We start from the raw sequence: 23,597 nt of genomic DNA on the forward strand, positions 1-23,597 counted from the left end.
AATAGTTGTATTTGAAAATTGATAATTGAATATTTAAGCCACAAATGTAATAATCTTCCAATGAAATCTCCTTTAGAAACTCAAAATTAATTTCCGAAATTATATCGAAGTGTAAATCCGGATCGAATATTAGTCAATGGAAATGAGGTTGAAATTACGGCTTTCGAGAACGAATGATCGTAATAGAATATGGCTGTTAAGTTTTTACTAAACGCATAATCCGCTGTCATTTTCAGCGACCAGATATTTTGTCCGGCAGCCAGCTGATTGTTGTCATAATCCAGATAGCGCACTAATGTTTCGTTGTTCCTTAAAGAGAAATCTGCTTTTATATTGATATCACTCTTAATAATTCCTGTCGGATTATCGGCAAGTCTTGTCGAGAAAATAACATCTTTAAAACGGTAACCCAGCCCTATTATATATTCCATCCCTTTTACTTCCGTCAATAAATTATTGTCAAAACTCATGGATAGCGCTCTGTCTTTTTTGATTTCCGTAAGGACTCTCAAAGAACTTTTCAATTCAAAATCTACTCTGATAAGCGGACTGAACTGCTCTACCAAATTGACATTTGACATGATCGTTTTATTAAAGAAATTGCCATTTATATCCTGTCCTTCCGGTTTTTCATAATAATCAAAATTGGACCTAAACTGATTGATTGTATAGGAAGCCCTGTAATTATGCTGTAAAGAGAAACGTTTGAATTTATCTTTAAAGTATTTATAGCGCATCAGTCCATTGTACTTAATGCTCCAGTTTGGAATTGGAAAACTTCTGAAAATATCCGTTGAGGAATTTGAGGCATCTTTTCCGGAGTAAGCCGCTAAAAATGCAGGCAATAATACGGCCTGATTACTTTTTCCGAAACCTATCGGATATCCCTGATTAGAGGCATACAACTCCCTTTGTTTTTTAAACGGATCCTCATCTGCCGGATTTACTGGCGGCGCCGGAACATCATTAACATCATATCTCGGTATTGGATTCCCTGACCCGTAATGATCTTCAGCCAGTCTGTTCGCAATTATCAGACGATTGTTTCTAAAATCATCGAATGCAGCAGATTGTGTTTCGTTACTGGTAGAGAAAGACGTTCCAATTAACATTGTTGAAATAGAGAACATTCCGTACGTGTAGCGCGACAGCGGTTTGTATTCAAGATCGTCCTGATCAACACTATATTGTTCTGATGAATTTTCAGAATACGATCTGTCCATCGCCAGATCAATCTTGAAATCAGGAAACAAATCGACATTGGCGGTTACTTTCAGAGTCTTGTTGGTTACTTGTGTAAAGTTCTGGTTGAACTCCTGATAATCGGTCAGCCATCCATTTTTAGCGGCTTCAAAACGCACATCATCCTGGCTTCCGAAAACAAAACCTAATGTTGGTCTTGACGTTCCAAAGAAACCAACGCCCGGCGTGTATCCGGGTAATACAGTTCCGTTATTTACCGTATAATTCACCTGAATATTTTTAACACTGGTCAATACCCCAATCAGGCCATCATAAAAGGGTCTGCTGGCCGTAACCGGTTTTGTCGTATTTACAATTTTCTCTCCGGGTTTTGGCGGTGCTGCTGTTTTAGGTTTTGCCGGTTTTTTACCTCCCGGTGTCAAACCTAAATACTTGTACAACATACCCATATTAAAGGTTGTTGTTAATGTATTTGAATTGGCATTCTGAATTGTATTTCCCAGATTATATTCCGTTGATGATCCATCCGGATTTTCCTCCACATATTGAGAAAAAGCTGTTGATGAACGCTGCCAGCTGTAATCTGCCGTATAAGAATAATTTGCTTTCACAAAACTTAAAACCGGAATTTTATTGATCGGAATATCATAATTCAATATCAATTGCTGCACGTGCTGATTCGGTGTTCCGATATCCCAGTAATCATCCCAGATATTAAAATCTTCTTTTGGTGAGTTATCGTCGTTTAGAAAGTTTCTAACAATATTATTGGAGGCCGCCGTGTAATTCAGCTTTAATGATTTTGTCAGGTTATAACCAAAACCATACTGATAATTGAACGCAAAATTTCTTCTGTAAAGCGGATCAATTTCGATTCCTGCAACATCTACATCCCTAAATTGCTGACGATTACTTTGTCTTATGATATTCGTATTAAAGGTTACGTTAGACGGCAGATAATTGACATTGAAATCACTTAATATTTTCCAATATTCACTTTTTTTCATGAATTGGGTTTTCTTAAACGGAACTACTTCTTTAGGCTGAAAAGTATAGGCATAATTTACTGCTGTATTCGATTGTTCGTCGTTATAATCAGCCACTTCATAATCGTGACGTTCTACCTGATTGTAGGATTGTGAAAAGGTGAAATTTTCAACATCATATACATGTTGTTTTTGCTCGGGAGCCCTGTCTTTTCTTACTCCGATAAAGTTGATGCTTTTTCGTTTTGTATAATCAACGGCACGGGTTCTGATATTCTCTTTCTCATTCTCGTCAGTCGTTTCTCTCAGCAGCTGTTCTAATTTTATATCCTGATTAAAAGGATCATATTCGGGTGTAATTACTTCTTCTCCGATCGCATAATTAAACGGCAGATTGATTCCCCATTTCGGAGGCAATAATTTCCCTAAATTCCAATTGGTTACAATATTATATTGCTGAATGTCTTCTCTGTCTCTTTCGTTTGCACCTTCTTCAAGTGATCCGAAACCAATTGTACTTTTACGTCCCGTTGCAGAAATGGTTGCAAAATCAGCCATATTGGTATCAACGCTCAGTATTGCGGCCATTCCGCCTTTATTCTCTAAATCGGCTATACGAAGTTCGTTAAACCAGACTTCACCTTTAACATCCCGACGCTCTTCCCTGTTTTTTACTCCAATCATCAGGGTTCGCACCAAACCAAAATTAGGGTTTCCTTTTATCCCTAATCTCAATCTGCTGTCTCCGTCACCTCCGGATGCTGTTAAGTCACTATCATCATCCGGATAATAAACACCGTTGATATCTCTTTTATTTGAATTAATATCAAGAGGCATGGCTTTAATTTTCATTTTGGTTAACAAGTCAAGTGCCAGATCAATATCATTTTCTTCCGGCCAGACCTTCTCAGCGCTTACCCTGCCTGAGCCTTCCGGTCTGGTTACTTTTAAAGGAATTTCGATCTGATAATAGTTTTGTGTAAAGTCATTTCCAAAACGAATAAATGCTGCCATTTCATCATCCTGCAATTCAGTCTCATTCGGCAATGATTCTGCATGCAAAAACATTTTCAGTTTTTTGTACTGACGCATATCAACGCTTACATTTTTAAAAACAGCTCTTGAATCCTTATATTCCAATCCGCCACCGGAAACCCGTAAAGCCAATGATTGTTCGTTCTGATTGATCACCGTATTATTATTGTACAATTGTTCCCTTTGTACACCGGGAGGAGCTACATAATTTACAGGTAATTTTGTATCATTCTCCTGAACATTGACAGCCAGCACATCAAAATCTGTATTGTCATTCGTAAGATCCGTATCATTTGCATCAAGGGTTCCTGTATATCTTCTCCACTCGCCTCTTACCAAATCCAATGCTCCAAAACGTACGGTCATTTGTTCATTAAAACCAGTCATGAACATACGCATGAATCGGATCGATCTGAAATCTGTGATATTCCCAATCGTATTTTGAGGTTGGGAAACCGGGATTTTAAACTGGATCCATCTTGCAGTCGTTGTACTTCCGTTTGGCAATTCAATATTACTCACGTCACGAATATCTGTAATGTAGTTTTGACCTATAGCCATTCCGGGTTTGATATCAATGCTATATTCATAATACGCATTGATTGTATTCATCGTGTTGTCCCGATTAATATCTTCTACATCCGGTAAAGTAGTCGCACCCCTATTCGGGTCGTCTATACTAACGGCAGAGTTACCATCAACACCATTATATCTTTTATAGCGCTCCTGTACGCCTCCTTCTGTATTTAAGTAATATTTATAGTTGTCTGCTGCAGGATCTTCTTCTCCGGCGTAATTATTATAAATCGCACCTTCACTGGCATCCGGCAAACCATCCAAACCAACATCCTGATTTTTACGGTTATCCGCATTGGTATCGAATGCATAAATCAACGATTGCGAAGCCGGAACGTCTCCCCAAAGCGGTTGCGGATTGACCTTTACCTGATCCGGACCTAATCCGTTTTCGTATTGTTTTCTTCCGTCTTTTAAGACATCTTCGGAAACTTCACCTAAGTTAAAGTAGATTTTTCCCTTGTTATTTTGTTGTGCCTGGCCCGCACCTACATAAGGATCCAGTACCCAGAATTGTACATACTCTACATTGCCCTGCTCAAAATTGGTTGAATTTAAAGATCGCATTATACCTCCAAAATTGGACGTTGCCGGCTCTGTATTAAAATTTTGATTATTATTATAAGGTCCTCTTTCAGATGGGTAATAACTTAAATCAAGTGTGTTAATAACCTGAATCTGACCCTGTGCAATATCGGTATTGGGGTATAACTCTTTGCTGTAAACCCTTCTTGTGGTATTTAAAGACAAATCGTCATTTGAAATTCCGGACGGTTTTGAAGAAAAGAAAACAGGATCTATGGTGTACCATGCCAGTTTTGCTCTTTTATGTCCATAACTTAGTGTATTGGAATTCGCATTAAAAGTAGCGTCGTTTATCGAATTTATAAATGGTGTTGAGGCTAAACTCCACGCATAAGCAGAACGCATATCGATTGTAGATTGCGAGCCTTCAAAATCATCCACATAAATGGTTGCTTCTCCTTCAAAATCACTTGCTTTTGGAGCATCTGGTTTTAAAAAAGCAACTTCACCGCGTATCGAAAGATTAGACGGAACGTCTGTATCGATATTCGGCAGTTTGTTTGCTAATCGGGTCAAAAAAGGAACTTCGGTTGCATAGTTTCCGTTAAAACCGAAAATCGTATTGTTTACGGATTCCTGACCATAACTTGATTTTTGGGTAAAAGGCCTTTCTGTCATTTTCAGGAAAGTTCCGCCCACAACAAAATTATCAGAGATTTTATGTTCTACATTCAACCCCATAAATCTTCGGGTTTGCTGTCCGAAAATGGAATTGTTTTCTAAAGAAACTTCAATTGGCGTATTGGATGCCTGAAGCGAAGGATCCAGAATCTGAACTCTTCCTAATTGATAATCGACACTATAGTCAATTCCTTCTACCAGCACCCTTCCGGCTGCCGTTACTACAACAGATCCCTGCGGAACATTAAAGGCACCAATGGGTATACCATTATTCCCTGAAGATTTGTATTTTCCGCGTAATAAGAACTTATTTTTATCACTATCCTGCAAAGCGCCGGACTGTGTACTTTTATACATGTTTCTAAACACGTATTTCTGCTGATTTACGTTGTAGGTAGTCGTGTTATTATAATCTTCTACGCCACCCGTTTGTAATTTCTTAAACAAAAGCTCTCCAAAAGGTTCTTTGGTTGTAAAAATAATTCGTCCGTTTTGGGCATCAACGGTTATACCGGGAATATAATCGAAGAATCCATCACCACCCTTTTGCGGATCATTGTTGTAATTTAACTGGTCTAAGTTAAACACATTCAATAATGGTGTTTTTGTAATATAATAATTATTCGGATCAGGATTAGCAGGATTATCATCCGGAAAATTACTTCCGGGAACAGCCGTAATATAATTGATTGGAGACGGATCTGTATAGAGAATATTCAGTCTGAAGTCATCCGGTTTTATCTGGTAAGCCTGAGGAATCTGATACACGTTTTTCATCATCAAATCCCAAACCGGATTGTTTACGTTTGTCAAACTGCTTTTCAGCATTTTCAAAATTAAACTTTGCGTGATAATAGTCTGATTCGAAGTGTTATTACCATTTACTACCGTTCCGTCAACACCATCACTACCAAACTCTCCTACCTGGTATATTTTATCTCCAACCGTGTATTCGAAAGCTACTGCTAAAATTTCATCGTTTGCCAAACGCTGTTGCAGGGAAATATATCCTAATTGCGGATTAAATGTATATTCGTTGCTGGTTAATTTTCGGGCGTTTTCAAGTACAGAATAATCGGTTCCTTCACTGGCTGTTACAGAAGTAAAGCCATTTTTTGCCGTTACGATTTCTCTAATATTCTGATTCAGAAAACCACCGTTACCTATTGTTGCCGGATCGTATTTGTTATTCTTATTATCAGTCGGTGAATCGATGCCTGCAACAAAAAAACCTGTAGTAGGATTTATAACCACAACTTCATTATCCGGAATTCCGGTAATTTGGGCTTCCCCTAAATCCTGAAGTGCAATAATGTTTCTTAAGTTATTACCGGTTGTGCTTACCCGGTTTTGTTTGTTTGTTACCCAAACTTCCAGTCTTGTAATCTGAACACGACTGTCTATAAAAGGATATTTCCTTAACGAAGCATCGTATTTGTTTCTGAAGTATTGCGAAAGGAAGAAATGTCGGTCATTATCATAGTCTAAAGCGTACAGGTCAAAATTCTGAACGGTACCGCCACCTTCTGCAACTATACTTTTGGTCTGAGACTTCTGTTCTGAAAAAACTCCGGTAATAGTCGTCTTTCCAAATTGCAATTGGGTTTTTACCCCAAATAAACTTTGAGCCCCTCTGATTAAGGTACTGTTAAGCGGCATACTGACATTACCCACCTCAACTTTTTGAATGATATCATCTTCAGAAGGGGTGTAGGCCAGTTTAAATAAATTCTGGAAAGCAAACGTTGACTGGGTATCATAATTGGCATTTACCTCTAACCGGGTACCCACTTTCCCCATCAGACTCATACTTATTCGCTGATCAAAATCAAAAGTCAGATTAGATCGGTTTCTGGGAGAGAAAGACGGATTGTCCTGCTTGGTATATCGAATTCCTAAATCCATTTCAACAGATCCTGTGGGCTTTACGTCAATGGTATTGCTTCCAAAGATACTTTCGAAAAGACTTGAATTAATGTAATACCTCGGCAGCAAATCCTTTTTGGCGGCTTCGCTTCCTAATTTTTTACCGTCAATTGCATCTGATTTTTTTCTGAAATAATCTCTTCTGGATTCTTTCAGCACTAAAGCTTCATATTCTTTAGGTGTTAAAACAATAGGATAATCGATAGAAAAACCATCTACCGACTTCGTATAAATATACCGGTCTGTAACAGGATCGTATTTATAAGCCGAAAGTATACTGGGTGGGTTTTCCAACTCTAGTGCCCCTACGGAATACTGAGTTTTTGTTGTATCTTGAACTGCTGGATTTACTTGCGCCCGCAAAACATTACCGCAAAATAAAACCAGTAAAAAAATACAAATTTTACGCATACAATTCGTTTATATAAATTGAGTTTATAAGCTTTTTAATGCTTTTTTAATGATCGTTTCGACAGTTGCTTCCGGATCTTCTTTTACGATTTTTTCGACTACTTTTTCTGAAGTTTTACGAACAAAACCTAAAACTTCCAAAGCAGATAACGCTTCATCTCGGTTTGTATTGTTCTGAACTACTGAAACTTCATCCAAATCGTATAACTTTAACACTTTTTCTTTTAAATCAAGTATAACTCTCTGTGCTGTTTTGCTTCCAATCCCTTTTATAGACTGAATAACACCCACATCTCCAGAGGCAATGGCGTTTATAATTTGTCGGGGTTCTATCGAAGATAACATTGTTCTTGCAATACTGGCTCCGATACCCGAAACAGACAATAGCATTCTGAAAATTTCGCGTTCTGATTTTTCTGCAAAACCAAATAAAGTATGCGCATCTTCTTTGATTTGAAGATGCGTATACAGTTTTATATTTTCAGCATTGGGAATTAATGAAAAGGTATGTAAAGATATATTTACCTGATAACCAACTCCGCCACAGTCAATTATGACGTCTGTTGGATTCTTTTCAACCAATTTCCCCTGCAAATGTGCTATCATAGTGTAATTTATTAGGCTCAAATATAACAAAAATGCAATAAAAATAAGACAATATTATTTGATCCTTATTGTCTTTACTATTTAGCCAGTTTATTTTTTTTATTTTCTTTTTCCTGAGCGTCAATAACTGCAATAGCAGCCATATTAACCATCTCTTCAACGCTTGCTCCCAATTGGAAAATGTGGACTGGCTTACCCATTCCCATCATGATTGGACCAATTGAATTTACTTTGTACAATTCTTTTAATAATTTATACGTAATATTCGCTGATTCTAAGTTTGGAAAAATCAGGGTATTTACCTTTTTACCGGCTAATTTAGAGAATGGAAATTTCTCTGCAAGCATCTCCTGGTTTAGGGCAAAATCGGCCTGAATTTCTCCATCGACAATTAGATCCGGATGATTTTTATGTAAATATGCTACTGCTTCTCTTACTTTTGAAGCCCCAGGACTTGTTGAAGAACCGAAGTTTGAGAATGAAACCATTGCAATAACGGGTTCAACACCAAACATTTTGGCTGTTTTTGCCGTCATAATGGCAATATTAACCAAATCTTCTGCAGACGGATTAATATTGATTGCTGTATCGGATAAAAACATTGGCCCACGGGAAGTCAGCATCATGTTTGCTGTTGCAACCAGTGAGGCTCCGTGCGCTTTTTCAATTAATTGTAACATTGGTTTTACCACACTTGGGTAACTTCTGGTATGACCTGTAACCAAAGCATCTGCTTCACCTTCATTGACCATCATGGCGGCAAAGTAGTTTCTTTCGCGCATGAATTTTTGCGCATCAAGCAGCGAAACACCTCTTCTGTCTCTGGTTTCCCAGTACGAAGTGGCAAATCTGTTTCTTCTTCCTTCTTCTTCGTTTGTTTTAGGATCAATGATTTCCAATTCAGCATCAAAGCCCAATTCAGCTTTAAGCTCTAAGATAGCATCTTTATTTCCTAATAAAATTGGAAAACCAATTCCGTCCTCATAAACAATCTGAGCTGCTTTTAAGACATTTAACTGATCTGCCTCTGCAAAAACAATTCGTTTTGGATCCATTTTCGCACGGTTTGTCATCAAACGAACCATTTTATTATCGTTCCCCATACGTTCGCGAAGCACATCTTCATAGGCTGCCCAGTCTGTAATAGGATTTTTGGCCACTCCAGATTCCATTGCTGCTTTTGCAACCGCTGGTGCTACAATCGTAATCAACCTTGGATCGAATGGTTTAGGAATGATATAATCTCTTCCGAAACCTAATTTTGTTGCTCCGTAAGCTACATTTACCTGCTCCGGAACGGGTTCTTTTGCTAAAATAGCCAATGCTTTTACAGCAGCCATTTTCATCGCTTCGTTAATTTTTGTAGCTCTTACGTCTAATGCTCCCCTAAAAATATAAGGAAAACCTAAAACGTTATTTACCTGGTTAGGAAAATCAGAACGGCCCGTAGCCATAATAACATCTTTACGGGTTTCTGTAGCTAAGTTATAATCGATTTCCGGATTTGGATTTGCCATTGCAAAAACAATCGGATTGTCATTCATGCTTAGTAACATTTCAGGCGAAAGAATATCTCCTGACGATAATCCGATGAAAACATCAGCTCCTTTTATGGCTTCTGATAATTCAATCTTAGCACCGTCTACGGCATATTTCAATTGTAATTCTGATAATGAAGGATTGTCTTTTGTTAAAAGTCCTTTACTATTAAACATTCGAATATTCTCTACTTTTACGCCCAGTAAAACATATAAGTCCGTACACGCGATTGCAGCCGAACCTGCACCGGAAACTACTACTTTTACATCTTCTGCTTTTTTTCCTGCCAATTCTAATGCGTTGATTAAAGCTGCCGAAGAAATAATAGCCGTACCATGCTGATCGTCGTGCATTACCGGAATATCTAATTCTTCTACCAGTCTTCTTTCGATTTCAAAAGATTCCGGGGCTTTAATATCTTCCAGATTGATTCCTCCAAAAGTTGGGGCAATATTTTTTACCGTCTGGATAAATTCTTCAATATCCTTGGTTCCGATTTCGATATCAAAAACATCAATATCAGAGAATATTTTAAACAACAAACCTTTTCCTTCCATTACGGGTTTTGAAGCTTCAGGACCAATATCTCCAAGTCCTAAAACAGCTGTACCGTTTGAAATTACAGCAACCAGATTTCCTTTTGCTGTATATTTATATACGTCGTCAATATTTTTTGCAATTTCTAAACATGGCTCTGCAACTCCCGGAGAGTATGCCAGAGATAAGTCTCTTTGTGTCGCATATTTCTTTGTTGGAACTACCTGAATTTTTCCCGGAGTAGGCTTGGAATGATATAATAATGCCTCTTCTCTTTTACTGTCTTTATTCATTGTTTTTAGCTTTTATTCTAGCTTACAAAGATATAAGTCTTCATTTAAAATGGCATATTTTTGTCGCTTTCTTTTGTTAAAATAACAATTGCAGCCCTGACAAAAAAATAGTCCGGCAGAATCCGGACTATTTTTTAAAGCTTATTTTTTAGAATTTACTTACTGTGAAATATAAGAATTTAAATGATGAATGGTATCTTTTTGAATTTCGATAATGGCCTTCACCACATCACTTATGGAGATGATTCCAACGACGATTCCGTTTTCTAAAACCGGTAAATGTCGGATACGTTTGGTGCTCATGAGTTCCATACAGTCTTCGATATTGTTGGAAAGTTTTACCGAGAAAACCGTGCTTTCCATAATTTCATGTACAAATGTTTCTTTTGAAGATTTGTCTTTCAGGACAATTTTTCGTGCATAATCTCTTTCGGATAATATTCCTTTTAAATCGGATCCGTCTATCACCAGAATTGCTCCTATGTTTTTTTCTCCCATTACTTTCAACGCGTCATAAACCGTTGTTGTTGAACGCACTGAATAAACATTTTTCCCTTTTGCGTTTAGTATTTGATCTACAGTCATATCTGAAAAATTTTAGTTCTATAAAGTTAAAAAAAATTGCATACACACAACAACGAAATCGATTTTTTAAAACTTAACGTATTCATTTTAAACATAATACGTTTTATTTCAAGTTTTGAGAATTTTACTTTAAAAAAAGGAAGGATTTTTAAGACTTTTTTGCGAAAAGCTCAGACTTTCAGTCATTTATAAATTTATTTCGAATAATTTAAACAACATATTATCGTATGTTGGAATTAATAACTAGAAGATGCAAATTGCATTAGTTATCAACAGGACATATATGTCTCGTTCTTTTTTCCTACAATTTATTAAGTTTGACTTGTAGGAAAATAAGATGCTAATCTTTAGATCTTAATAATAATGTATAAAAAAAATTATCATGGAAACAAATGAAATTAAAAACGTAGCGTATCTAAGAGACTTAACTGCCCGTTATTTCAACACTCAAAATCCTTCTGCGGATACAAAAGGAAAATACACGACACAAATCAGTTTACAGAATTATTACGAGCTTGGCTCTACGATCACCAATATGCTAAAAATGTGTATTTTGGCATTGGAACAACAAGAACATAAAATTTCGGAGACAGACCAACACTCTGCTATTAATGTGATGCTGATTTTAGAAATGGTGTTGGAAATGTTTCCTTTGGATGAATTTGAGGTATTCGATGAAATTAATAAAATGTGTTTTGCAGATTCTTAAAACACTCCTTAATAAATATTGAAAAGTTTTATTCTATTGCCGCATTATTCCTCTTTTTCAGCATTAGCGTCATTTTTGTCATTTTTGTCATTTTTGTCATTTTTGTCATTTCGACGAAGGAGAAATCTTCGCGACAAAATTCCACAAAGCTTAGAAATAACTTTGTAGAGTTACTTGTGAAGATTTCTCCTTCGTCGAAATGACAAGCTGGACGAAATACTTTGTAGCGTTGCTTGTGCAGATTTACTTCGTCTGTTCGCTATCGCTCGAGTCTCCTTCATCGAATGACAAACTGAACGAACTAAAGGTGTGGAATGCGTTCAGGCTATAACTAAAAAATCCCTTTTCTAAAATTTAGAAAAGGGATTTAAATAAATAAAAATGAAATTATAAATTCGTAATAATAAATTCGCTTCGTCTGTTTTGCTGGTGTTGCTTTTCGGTACATTTTACACCGTCGGCACATTTGTTGACCAATTGCGTTTCCCCGAATCCTTTTGGGGCCAGTCGGCTGCCGTCAATTCCTTTCTGAACCAGCCAGTCTTTGGTCGATTGTGCTCTTTTTTCGGAAAGGATCATATTATTCGAAGCAGATTGTCGGCTGTCGGTATGCGAACGGATATCGAGCTTGATGGTCGGATATTGTTTCAGCACATCTACCAGTTTCTGCAATTGCGGTTCTGATGTTTTTTTGATCGTGGCTTTTCCCAAATCGAAAAAGTTCATCGGGATATTGAGCAATTTCGCCAAATCTGTTCCAACCGCGATAGGTTTGAGCGTTACGGCATTGATCTTGATTTTTTTAACTTCGATCGTTTTGGCAACTATAGGTTTGGCCTTCTTTTCCAGCGCGATCATAAAGGTGGTTTTTCCGGATTCTTTTTTTATGCTTATCGGAGCTTCCTTGATCTCATAATCGGTTTTGGATGTTTTGATAAAATACTTTTTACCGCATTTTACATTCGGAAAAACATAATTTCCATGCTGATCCGAAACCGCTTCCAGAGAATTCTGACGTGTTTCATCGAACAAAATCAAAGCGACTCCCGAAAGATTTTCTTTCGTTTCGGCATCTGTAATCGTACCTGATAATTCCTGCTCACAGATCAGTTTTCGAATTTCGGTAAAACGATATACATCATCCAATCCGTGACCGCCTTCTCTGTTGGAGGAAAAGAATCCGTTTCTGTTTTTACTGTTTATGACAAAAGCAAAATCGTCCTGCCTGCTGTTTATGGGCTCTCCAACGTTTTGAACTTCTTCGAAAGTCCCTTCTTTATTTATTCTGGAAACAAACACATCCAGTCCTCCAAGACCCGGACGGCCGTCGCTGGCAAAATAAAGTTCATTATCAGCCGAGACAAACGGAAATGTTTCTCTTCCTTCGGTGTTGATTTCCGAACCTAAATTTTCGGGCTTGCCAAAAGTTCCATTGGCCAGAATACTTACCTTAAATAAATCTGACTGACCGAGAGTTCCCGGCATATCTGATGTAAAATACAATGTTTTTTCATCAACACTTAGTGCGGGATGCGCCACACTGTACTGATCGCTATTAAAAGGAAGTTCTTCAACATTGATCCACTCTTCATTGACAAGAGAGGCTTTGTAAAGTTTTAAAAAAGAAACTTTGTTTTCATTTTCTCTTCTTTTTCCGTTTACAGAATTATTTCGGGTAAAATACATCGTTCTTCCGTCTTTTGTAAAAACGGGTGTCGACTGATTTAAATTGGTGCTTAAATTCTTTTTGTGAAAAAACATCGTTTCTCCAATACTGCCGTCGGGCATCATTTCAACTGCATATAAAGTCGAAATTGATTTATTCGTCCACTTAAAACTTTTCTTTACGATCGACCCGGTATCCCTGGCGGAGGTAAAGACTAATTTATCATTTAAAACCGTGCTTCCGTAATCGGAATCTTTCGAATTAATTCCGGCATCGGCAATTTCAAAACGGCCTGAATTGGTTTTAATATCTTCTAAATAATTTCTGTTTCTGCTAAATAAAATGGCTCTCTGATCTGAGGGTGCTTTTTGACTGAATTTTTCTAAAACCTGATCTGATTTCGTATAATTCCCGTCCGCTTTCAAACATTGGGAATACCGGAATACGTAATCGGCATCCTGAGTATCATTCAATAAAAATAACTCATCGTAATATTGTAACGCTTGCTGTAAATCGCCTGTAAAATAGTAGGAATTAGCAAGTCTTTGTAATATTCGCTCGTCTTTGTATCCTTTTTTAATTAGCTTTTCGTATGCTTTTGCGGCATCTGCGTAAGCGTAACTATCGTATTTTTTATCCGCTTTTTTGATACTTCCCGTCTGAGCATTCGCATTGAATAAAAAGCAGAAAAACAAAAAGGAGTAAGCTAAGTTTTTAATTTTCATATTTAGTCAATTAAAAGAATCTTGGTGAGGTCAGTTTGTTATAATTATTGAAAAAGTCAAAACGAAGGAAAATCTCATGTGATCCCGAATTGTATTTTCTTAACTGAGTCGTTTCATGATCATATCCATAACCAATGTACATGCCTTTGGTCACCTGAAAACCGGCCATGGCACTTAACGATGCACTCCAGCGATAGGCAACGCCAACCACAAACTTATCATTAAACATAAAATTACCCGAAACATCAACCTGCAGTGGAGCTCCTTCCACCATTTTTGTCAATATTGCCGGTTTGAATTTAATATATTCGAGACGATCTAAATCAAAAACATAACCTGCCATGAAATAATAATTTATTTTCTCCTTAAAAATAGCAGTATCATTATCGTCGTAACGTTTGGTTTCTAAAAAATTCGGAACAGACAATCCCAGATACATTTTATCGGAATGCCAATAAACCCCTGCTCCTACATTTGGCGTAATTTTGTTGCTTAAATCCTGAAATTGCGGATCGTTCTGATCTTCATAAGTCAATTTGCTTGCGTCAAGATTAAAAAGGTTTGCAGTTCCTTTTATTCCGAACGAAAGCTTAAAGGATTCAGATGTTTGAATACTATAAGACAAATCGGCCGATAAGGTATTTTCATTGGTAGGTCCGATTTTATCGTTTACCAAAGAAACTCCCAGACCCAAATTACTGTTGTTTAAGGGTGTATTTACCGAAAATGTGCTGGTTTCCGGCGCTCCGTCCAGACCCACCCACTGTGTACGATACAATCCAAAAACGCTCAATACGCCACGGGAACCTGCGTAAGCCGGATTTATTTCGATCGTGTTGTACATGTATTGCGTAAATTGAGAATCCTGTTGTGCCGAACACACCGCTGAGATAAACATAAAAACCAAAATTAACTTTTTCATTTAGTAAGCTTTAAAAACAGTTCAGCGATTAGCCAAACCGTTTATATTTTTTTATTTATTCATATACAGGTAACCGCTTAATTCGTGTGAATTTGAGGCACTGTCTTTATATTTTAAAATGTAGAAATAGGTTCCTACCGGTAATCCGTCTGATTGTTTAACGGTGGCGCGGCCTTCTGAGAATCCTTTGAATACTCTGTCTTCATTGTTGTAATGATCAGCATCATAAACCAAAACACCCCAACGGTTGTAGATTTCAACTGTATTCTCAGGATAACATTCGATTCCACGAATGTAGAATCTGGTGTTTTTACTGTCTCCGTTTGGAGAGAATGCTTTTAAAGGTTCAATCATACAACCATTTAACGCTAACACTGTAGGCTTATCTCCCAGATTGTCTTCGTTGTCCGATTTATCCTCAACCACAACTCCTCTGGCACTAACTCCTTGTGCGGTTGCCTGATTGCTTACACTTCCAAGATTGATATCAGACTGTTTTATCTTATACTGCGCTGTGAAAGTGTTTTCATCTGTTTCGTTGACATCCAGATCAATTGCCTGGCCTGAGACTTCGATACCCGGTAAAGGATCACGAACGGTAATCCCTTTTAATGGAACGTTACCTGTATTGGTTATCTTAAACTTATAGGTGATGGTTTCTCCTGCATTGGCAAATCCGCTGGCATTTTCATCATTAAATATTCCCGTTTTAATAATCGCAATCGCCGGAAATTCAACAAAAACATGCAATGTTGCAGAACTGCAATTGGTAGCACTTACCTTTTCACAAATCTGATACGTTACGGTATATTGTCCGCCCGGAGTATTTGGAAGTACGTTTACGGTTCCATCTGCATTCAATTCAAAATTAGGACTTGCTGAAGTCTTGGTTATGATTACATCTGTTGGATTAATTGCCGTTCCGTTTAGTAAATCATTATCCAGAACATTTACAAATTCAAGAGCACCATTTATCCCGTCAACAGCTACTTCTGCATCATCATTGGCCACAATCGGTGCTGTTGGATTTATCGGACTAGTGGTATTCAATACCGTAATCGTTACAACTGCCTGACTGCAATTAGACGGATTGGACGCTTCACAAATCTGATACGTTAAATGATATGTTCCTGATGGAGTTCCTACTGTTAGGTCAACAGACCCGTTAGCATTTAAAATCAGGTTTGTGTTAGGAGTCACCGTAGTTAAAACCACAATTGCAGGATTTACAGCTGTTCCGTTTAGGGTATCGTTATCGAATATGTTCAATGAGGTATTTACTCCTTTGCTCGCATCTATCGGTCCGGCCATGTCATCTTTGGCCTGAATTATAGCCGTTGGTGCAATCACTGTCACTTTGATAGAAGCTGTACTGCAATTTGTCGGATTTAATTTCTCACAGATCTGATAGGTTATCTCATACGTTCCTGCTGGTGTATTGGCGCTTAATACCACTGTTCCGTCAGGGTTTAGTTTGACAAATCCAGTCGGATCCGGGATTGTTTCGGTCAGATTCATTTCGGCAGCTACTACAGGGAAACCATTTTTAGTATCATTTGAAAAAATATTCAAAAGATTTTTTGGCTGATTTGCCCCAACTACAGATGCCACGATATCATCATTGGCTACCAAGGCTTCTGTTGTTACTATGATTGTTGAAATTGCCGTATCACAGTTACCCGGATTATTAATCTCACAGATGGTATATTCTAAATTGTAACTTCCTGCTGGTGTGTTGGCCGCAACTGTTACGGTTCCGTTTGTATTGATCGTAAGTCCTGCTGGTATCGGAGTGCTTACGTTTAATTTTACGTCTCCAGGGTTTGTTCCGATTACAGCTTGCACTGCGTTTACAGTATCACTTGCAATCAAGGAAACTGTTGTGCTTCCACCTGAGTTTCCATTGATCGATCCCAGGTTTTCTGCAACCGCGTCAATTCCCGGTGCTGTGATTGTTACTTGCACTTGGTTTGAACTACAGTTTTTTGGGTTTAACAACTCACAGATTTGATAAGTAAGTTCGTAAGTTCCTGCCGGAGCGTTGGCGCCTAATATCGCATTTCCATTGGTGTCTACTGTCAAATATCCTTTTGGATCGGCTGTAGTCACCGTCAGTTTTACTTCTGATGGAACTACTGCTGTTCCGTTTTTAGTGTCATTGTCAAAAACATTTAGGAGTGTCGTTGGCGTATTTGAACTAAGGGTTGAAGGAACGGCATCTAAATTCGCTACCAATATTCCTGCTATCACGACAATTGTTGAAGTTGCGGTATCGCAGTTGCCCGGATTATTGATTTCACAAATCGTGTATTCTAAGTTGTAACTTCCTGCAACTGTATTAACTGCAACTGTTACTGTACCGTTTGTATTGATGGTCAGTCCTGTTGGTATTGGCGTCGTTACCGTTAGTTTTACATCTCCAGGGTTGGTTCCGATTACGGCTTGTGCTCCGTTTACGGTGTCACTGGCTATTAAAGAAACTGCTGTGGTTCCTCCTGCATTTCCGCTGATCGAGCCTAAGTTTTCTGCAACCGCATCGATTCCCGGTGCGCTAATCGTAACTTTTACTTGGTTTGAACTGCAGTTTGTTGGGTTTAACAACTCACAGATTTCATACGTCAGTTCGTAAGTTCCTGCCGGAGCATTGGCTCCTAATATCGCGTTTCCATTGGTGTCTACTGTCAAATATCCTTTTGGGTCGGCCGTAGTCAACGTTAGTTTTACTTCTGATGGAACTACTGCTGTTCCGTTTTTAGTGTCATTGTCAAAAACATTTAGGAGTGTCTTTGGTGTATTCGAACTAAGGGTTGAAGGAACGGCATCTAAATTCGCTACCAATATTCCTGCTGTTACAACCACTGTTGAAGTTGCGGTATCACAGTTCCCCGGATTATTGATTTCACAAATCGTGTATTCTAAATTATAAGTTCCTGCAACTGTATTAGCGGCAACTGTTACGGTACCGTTTGAATTGATAGTAAGTCCTGCCGGGATTGGAGTTGTTACGGTTAGTTTTACTTCTCCAGCGTTGGTTCCGATTACGGCTTGTGTTCCGTTTACGGTATCACTCGCTATTAAAGAAATTGTTGTTGTACCTCCTGCATTTCCGTTGATCGAGCCTAAGTTTTCTGCAACCGCATCGATTGCTGGTGCGCTAATGTTTACTTGTACTTGGTTTGAACTACAGTTTGTTGGGTTTAACAACTCACAGATTTCATACGTCAGTTCGTAAGTTCCTGCCGGAGCGTTGGCTCCTAATATCGCGTTTCCATTGGTGTCTACTGTCAACAATCCTTTTGGATCTGCTGTAGTCACCGTTAGTTTTACGTCTGATGGAATTAAAGCTGCTCCATTTTTAGTGTCATTGTCAAAAACATTTATAAGTGTTTTTGGTGCATTGGAACTAAGGGTTGAAGGAACGGCATCTAAATTAGCTACCAATATTCCTGCCGTTACGACAATTGTTGAAGTTGCGGTATCACAGTTCCCCGGATTATTAATCTCACAAATCGTGTATTCTAAATTATAAGTTCCTGCAACTGTATTAGCGGCAACTGTTACGCTACCATTGCTATTGATTGTAAGTCCTGCCGGGATTGGAGTTGTTACGGTTAGTTTTACTTCTCCAGCGTTGGTTCCGATTACGGCTTGTGTTCCGTTTACGGTATCACTCGCTATTAAAGAAATTGTTGTTGTACCTCCTGCATTTCCGTTGATCGAGCCTAAGTTTTCTGCAACCGCATCGATTGCTGGTGCGCTAATGTTTACTTGTACTTGGTTTGAACTACAGTTTGTTGGGTTTAACAACTCACAGATTTCATACGTCAGTTCGTAAGTTCCTGCCGGAGCGTTGGCTCCTACTATGGCATTTCCATTGATGTCTACTGTCAAATATCCTTTTGGATCAGCCGTCGTCACGGTCAGTTTTACTTCTGATGGGATTACTGCTGCTCCGTTTTTAGTGTCATTCGCAAAAACATTTATGAGTGTCTTTGGCGCATTGGAACTAATGGTTGAAGGAACGGCATCTAAGTTCGCCACCAAAGTTGCTGCTGTTACCACAATCGTTGAAGTCGCAGTATCGCAATTCTCCGGATTGTTAATCTCACAGATGGTATATTCTAAATTGTAACTTCCTTCAATTGTATTAGCGGCAACTGTTACGGTACCGTTTGAATTGATCGTAAGTCCTGCCGGTATTGGAGTTGTTACGGTTAATTTTACCTCTCCAGGGTTGGTTCCGATTACGGCTTGTGTTCCGTTTACGGTGTCACCTGCGATTAAGGAAACTGTTGTCGTACCTCCTGCATTTCCGTTGATCGAACCAAGGTTTTCTGCAACAGCATCGATTGATGGAGCTGTCACTACAACTGTTGAAGTTGCTGTATCGCAGTTGCCCGGATTATTGATTTCACAAATCGTGTATTCTAAATTATAAGTTCCTGCTGCTGTGTTGGCAGAAACTGTTACTGTACCGTTTGTATTGATGGTCAGTCCTGCCGGTATTGGAGTCGTTACGGTTAATTTTACGTCTCCAGGGTTGGTTCCGATTACGGCTTGTGTTCCGTTTACGGTGTCACTTGCTATTAAAGAGACTGTTGTGGTGCCACCTGCATTTCCGCTGATCGAGCCTGAGTTTTCTGCAACCGCATCGATTGATGGAGCTGTCACTACAACTGTTGAAGTTGCTGTATCACAGTTGCCCGGATTATTGATTTCACAAATCGTGTATTCTAAATTATAAGTTCCTGCTGCTGTGTTGGCAGAAACTGTTACTGTACCGTTTGTATTGATGGTCAGTCCTGCCGGTATTGGAGTCGTTACGGTTAATTTTACGTCTCCAGGGTTGGTTCCGATTACGGCTTGTGTTCCGTTTACGGTGTCACTTGCTATTAAAGAAACTGCTGTTGTTCCACCTACATTTCCGCTGATCGAACCAAGGTTTTCTGCAACAGCATCGATTGATGGAGCTGTCACTACAACTGTTGAAGTTGCTGTATCACAGTTGCCCGGATTATTGATTTCACAAATCGTGTATTCTAAATTGTAACTTCCTGCAACTGTATTAGCTGAAACTGTTACAGTACCATTTGTATTGATGGTCAGGCCTGCTGGTATCGGAGTCGTTAGGGTTAATTTTACGTCTCCAGGGTTGGTTCCGATTACGGCTTGTGCTCCGTTTACGGTGTCACTGGCTATTAAGGAAACTGCTGTTGTTCCACCTGCATTTCCGCTGATCGAGCCTAAGTTTTCTGCAACCGCATCGATTGATGGAGCTGTCACTACAACTGTTGAAGTTGCTGTATCACAGTTGCCCGGATTATTGATTTCACAAATCGTGTATTCTAAATTATAAGTTCCTGCTGCTGTGTTGGCAGAAACTGTTACTGTACCGTTTGTATTGATGGTCAGTCCTGCCGGTATTGGAGTCGTTACGGTTAATTTTACTTCTCCGGGATTTGTTCCGATAACGGCTTGTGCTCCGTTTACGGTGTCACTGGCTATTAAGGAAACTGCTGTGGTTCCTCCTGAGTTTCCATTGATCGAGCCTAAGTTTTCTGCAACTGCGTCGATTCCTGGTGCTGTAATCGTAACTTTAACTTGGTTTGAACTACAATTTGTTGGGTTTAACAACTCACAGATTTCATACGTCAGTTCGTAAGTTCCTGCCGGAGCATTGGCTCCTAATATCGCGTTTCCATTGGTGTCTACTGTCAAGTATCCTTTTGGATCTGCCGTAGTCACCGTTAGTTTTACTTCTGATGCGATTACTGCTGCTCCGTTTTTAGTGTCATTGTCAAAAACATTTAGGAGTGTCGTTGGCGTATTTGAACTAAGGGTTGAAGGAACGGCATCTAAATTCGCTACCAATATTCCTGCTGTTACAACCACTGTTGAAGTTGCGGTATCACAGTTCCCCGGATTATTGATTTCACAAATCGTGTATTCTAAATTGTAACTTCCTGCAACTGTATTAGCTGAAACTGTTACTGTACCGTTTGTATTGATCGTAAGTCCTGCCGGTATTGGAGTCGTTACGGTTAATTTTACTTCTCCGGGATTTGTTCCAATTACGGCCTGTGCTCCGTTTACTGTATCACCTGCTATTAAGGAAACTGTCGTTGTTCCGCCTGCATTTCCATTGATCGAACCAAGGTTTTCTGCAACAGCATCAATTCCTGGTGCTGTCACTACAACTGTTGAAGTTGCGGTATCACAGTTCCCCGGATTATTGATTTCACAAATCGTGTATTCTAAATTATAAGTTCCTGCAACTGTATTAGCGGCAACTGTTACGGTACCGTTTGAATTGATAGTAAGTCCTGCCGGGATTGGAGTTGTTACGGTTAGTTTTACTTCTCCAGCGTTGGTTCCGATTACGGCTTGTGTTCCGTTTACGGTGTCACCTGCGATTAAGGAAACTGTTGTGGTGCCTCCTGCATTTCCATTGATCGAGCCTAAGTTTTCTGCAACCGCATCGATTCCTGGTGCTGTAATCGTAACTTTTACTTGGTTTGAACTACAGTTTGTTGGGTTTAACAACTCACAGATTTCATACGTGAGTTCGTAAGTTCCTGCCGGAGCGTTGGCTCCTAATATCGCGTTTCCATTGATGTCTACTGTCAAATATCCTTTTGGATCTGCTGTAGTCACCGTTAGTTTTACGTCTGATGGAATTAAAGCTGCTCCATTTTTAGTGTCATTGTCAAAAACATTTAGGAGTGTCGTTGGCGTATTTGAACTAAGTGTTGCCGGAACTGTATCTAAATTGGCTACCAATATTCCTGCTGTCACGACAATTGTTGAAGTTGCAGTATCGCAGTTGCCTGGATTGTTAATCTCACAGATGGTATATTCTAAATTGTAACTTCCTGCAACTGTATTAGCGGCAACTGTTACTGTACCGTTTGTATTGATCGTAAGGCCTGCCGGTATTGGAGTCGTTACGGTTAATTTTACGTCTCCAGGGTTTGTTCCGATTACGGCTTGTGTTCCGTTTACGGTGTCCCCTGCGATTAATGAAACTGTTGTCGTACCTCCTGCATTTCCGTTGATCGAACCAAGGTTTTCTGCAACAGCATCGATTCCCGGTGCTGTCACTACAACTGTTGAAGTTGCTGTATCACAGTTGCCCGGATTGTTGATTTCACAAATCGTGTATTCTAAATTATAAGTTCCTGCTGCTGTATTGGCAGAAACTGTTACGGTACCATTTGTATTGATCGTAAGGCCTGCCGGTATTGGAGTAGTTACCGTTAGTTTTACATCTCCGGGATTTGTTCCGATAACGGCTTGTGCTCCGTTTACGGTGTCACTGGCTATTAAGGAAACTGCTGTGGTTCCTCCTGAGTTTCCGTTTATGGATCCAAGATTGTCTGCAACGGCATCGATTCCTGGTGCTGTCACTACAACTGTTGAAGTTGCGGTATCACAGTTCCCCGGATTATTGATTTCACAAATCGTGTATTCTAAATTGTAGCTTCCTGCTGCTGCATTAGCGGCAACGGTTACGGTACCATTGCTATTGATCGTAAGTCCTGCTGGTATCGGAGTTGTTACGGTTAATTTTACGTCTCCGGGATTCGTTCCGATTACGGCTTGTGCTGCGTTTACGGTGTCACTTGCTATTAATGAAACTGCTGTGGTTCCTCCTGAGTTTCCATTGATCGAGCCTAAGTTTTCTGCAACCGCATCGATTCCTGGTGCTGTCACTACAACTGTTGAAGTTACCGTATCGCAGTTATCTAGATTATTGATTTCACAGATAGTGTATTCTAAATTATAAATTCCTGCTGCTGTATTGGCAGAAACTGCTACGGTACCATTTGTATTGATCGTAAGTCCTGCTGGTATTGGAGTTGTTACGGTTAGTTTTACTTCTCCCGGATTTGTTCCAATTACGGCTTGGGTTCCGTTTACAGTGTCACTTGCTATTAATGAAATTGTTGTGGTCCCTCCTGCACTTCCGTTAATGGAACCCAGGTTTTCTGCAACGGCGTCGATTGATGGAGCTGATACTGAAATCGAAACTGTAGCGGTACTACAATTTGAAGAATTTAAATTTTCACAAATTGTATAATTAAATGTATAAGTTCCTACTGGAGTATTTGGCTTAACTACTACTGATCCTGTATTTGTATTAAAACTTAAAACAGAAGGTAAGCTACTTGCTAATGTAATAGTAACATCATTTCCATTGACAGCATTACAATTCAGAAGGTCATTACTCAAAACATTCGAAACAGCCGTTCCTCCTGAATAGCCATTAAATGAAGTTACGTTATCATCTTTAGCTAGAATTGGCCCTATGATATTTACATTCTGTGTACAACTTTCTGTATTTCCAGAATTATCCGTAACAGTCCACGTTACCGTTGTTACTCCAATTGGATAAGAATTTGGTGCATCGTTCGTAACCGAAGCCACTCCACAATTGTCTGCTGTCATTGGGGTTCCCAAAACAACTCCCGTTGCAGTACATGAATTGGCATCTGTTGTTTTTGTAACATTCGAAGGACAAGTAATCGTTGGTTTTTGGGTATCGGTTATCGTTACAGTCTGGTTACACGTTTGCGTGTTTCCTGAATTATCCGTAACAGTCCACGTTACCGTTGTTACTCCAATTGGATAAGAAGTTGGTGCATTGTTCGTAACCGAAGCCACTCCACAAT

Annotated in this window: 8 protein-coding genes; 1 reads left to right on the forward strand and 7 read right to left on the reverse strand. The window is 39.1% G+C overall.

Annotated features, from left to right (window positions below):
* Positions 1 to 86 precede the first annotated feature (86 nt).
* The 4 genes from sov to EV142_RS00370 all read right to left on the reverse strand — a co-directional run bounded on the left by sov (position 87) and on the right by EV142_RS00370 (position 10,903).
* A complete protein-coding gene (sov, locus tag EV142_RS00355; RefSeq protein WP_132031627.1) occupies positions 87 to 7,343 on the reverse strand; it encodes a T9SS outer membrane translocon Sov/SprA in 7,257 nt (2,418 codons plus the stop codon).
* A 24-nt stretch (positions 7,344 to 7,367) separates the two neighbouring features.
* A complete protein-coding gene (gene ruvA, locus EV142_RS00360) occupies positions 7,368 to 7,949 on the reverse strand; it encodes a Holliday junction branch migration protein RuvA (protein WP_127337693.1) in 582 nt (193 codons plus the stop codon).
* A gap of 77 nt (positions 7,950 to 8,026) precedes the next feature.
* The gene (locus tag EV142_RS00365) at positions 8,027 to 10,318 is read right to left on the reverse strand and encodes an NADP-dependent malic enzyme (RefSeq protein ID WP_132031629.1); all 2,292 of its coding nucleotides are present in this window, start codon (positions 10,316 to 10,318) and stop codon (positions 8,027 to 8,029) included.
* Between the two features lie 159 nt (positions 10,319 to 10,477).
* Complete coding sequence (locus tag EV142_RS00370) at positions 10,478 to 10,903, reverse strand: CBS domain-containing protein (RefSeq protein WP_132031631.1); 426 nt, start codon at positions 10,901 to 10,903, stop codon at positions 10,478 to 10,480.
* A 382-nt stretch (positions 10,904 to 11,285) separates the two neighbouring features.
* Here EV142_RS00370 and EV142_RS00375 point away from each other — a divergent pair, with 382 nt between their 5' ends.
* A complete protein-coding gene (locus EV142_RS00375; RefSeq protein ID WP_132031633.1) occupies positions 11,286 to 11,612 on the forward strand; it encodes a hypothetical protein in 327 nt (108 codons plus the stop codon).
* Between the two features lie 387 nt (positions 11,613 to 11,999).
* Here EV142_RS00375 and EV142_RS00380 read toward each other — a convergent pair whose 3' ends face one another.
* Genes EV142_RS00380 through EV142_RS00390 form a run of 3 tightly spaced genes read right to left on the reverse strand, consistent with a single transcriptional unit; the run spans position 12,000 to position 23,589 of the window.
* Positions 12,000 to 14,003, reverse strand: coding sequence for an OmpA family protein (locus tag EV142_RS00380; RefSeq protein ID WP_132031635.1), 2,004 nt, complete (start codon positions 14,001 to 14,003; stop codon positions 12,000 to 12,002).
* Positions 14,004 to 14,013: 10 nt separating this feature from the next.
* Positions 14,014 to 14,925: a PorP/SprF family type IX secretion system membrane protein gene (locus EV142_RS00385; RefSeq protein WP_132031637.1), complete on the reverse strand. Its 912-nt coding sequence runs from the start codon at positions 14,923 to 14,925 to the stop codon at positions 14,014 to 14,016.
* A gap of 51 nt (positions 14,926 to 14,976) precedes the next feature.
* Positions 14,977 to 23,589, reverse strand: a complete 8,613-nt coding sequence (locus tag EV142_RS00390) for a T9SS type B sorting domain-containing protein (RefSeq protein WP_132031639.1) — start codon at positions 23,587 to 23,589, stop codon at positions 14,977 to 14,979.
* Positions 23,590 to 23,597 lie beyond the last annotated feature (8 nt).

This window comes from Flavobacterium circumlabens, assembly GCF_004345565.1.
Classification (GTDB): Bacteria; Bacteroidota; Bacteroidia; order Flavobacteriales; family Flavobacteriaceae; genus Flavobacterium; species Flavobacterium circumlabens.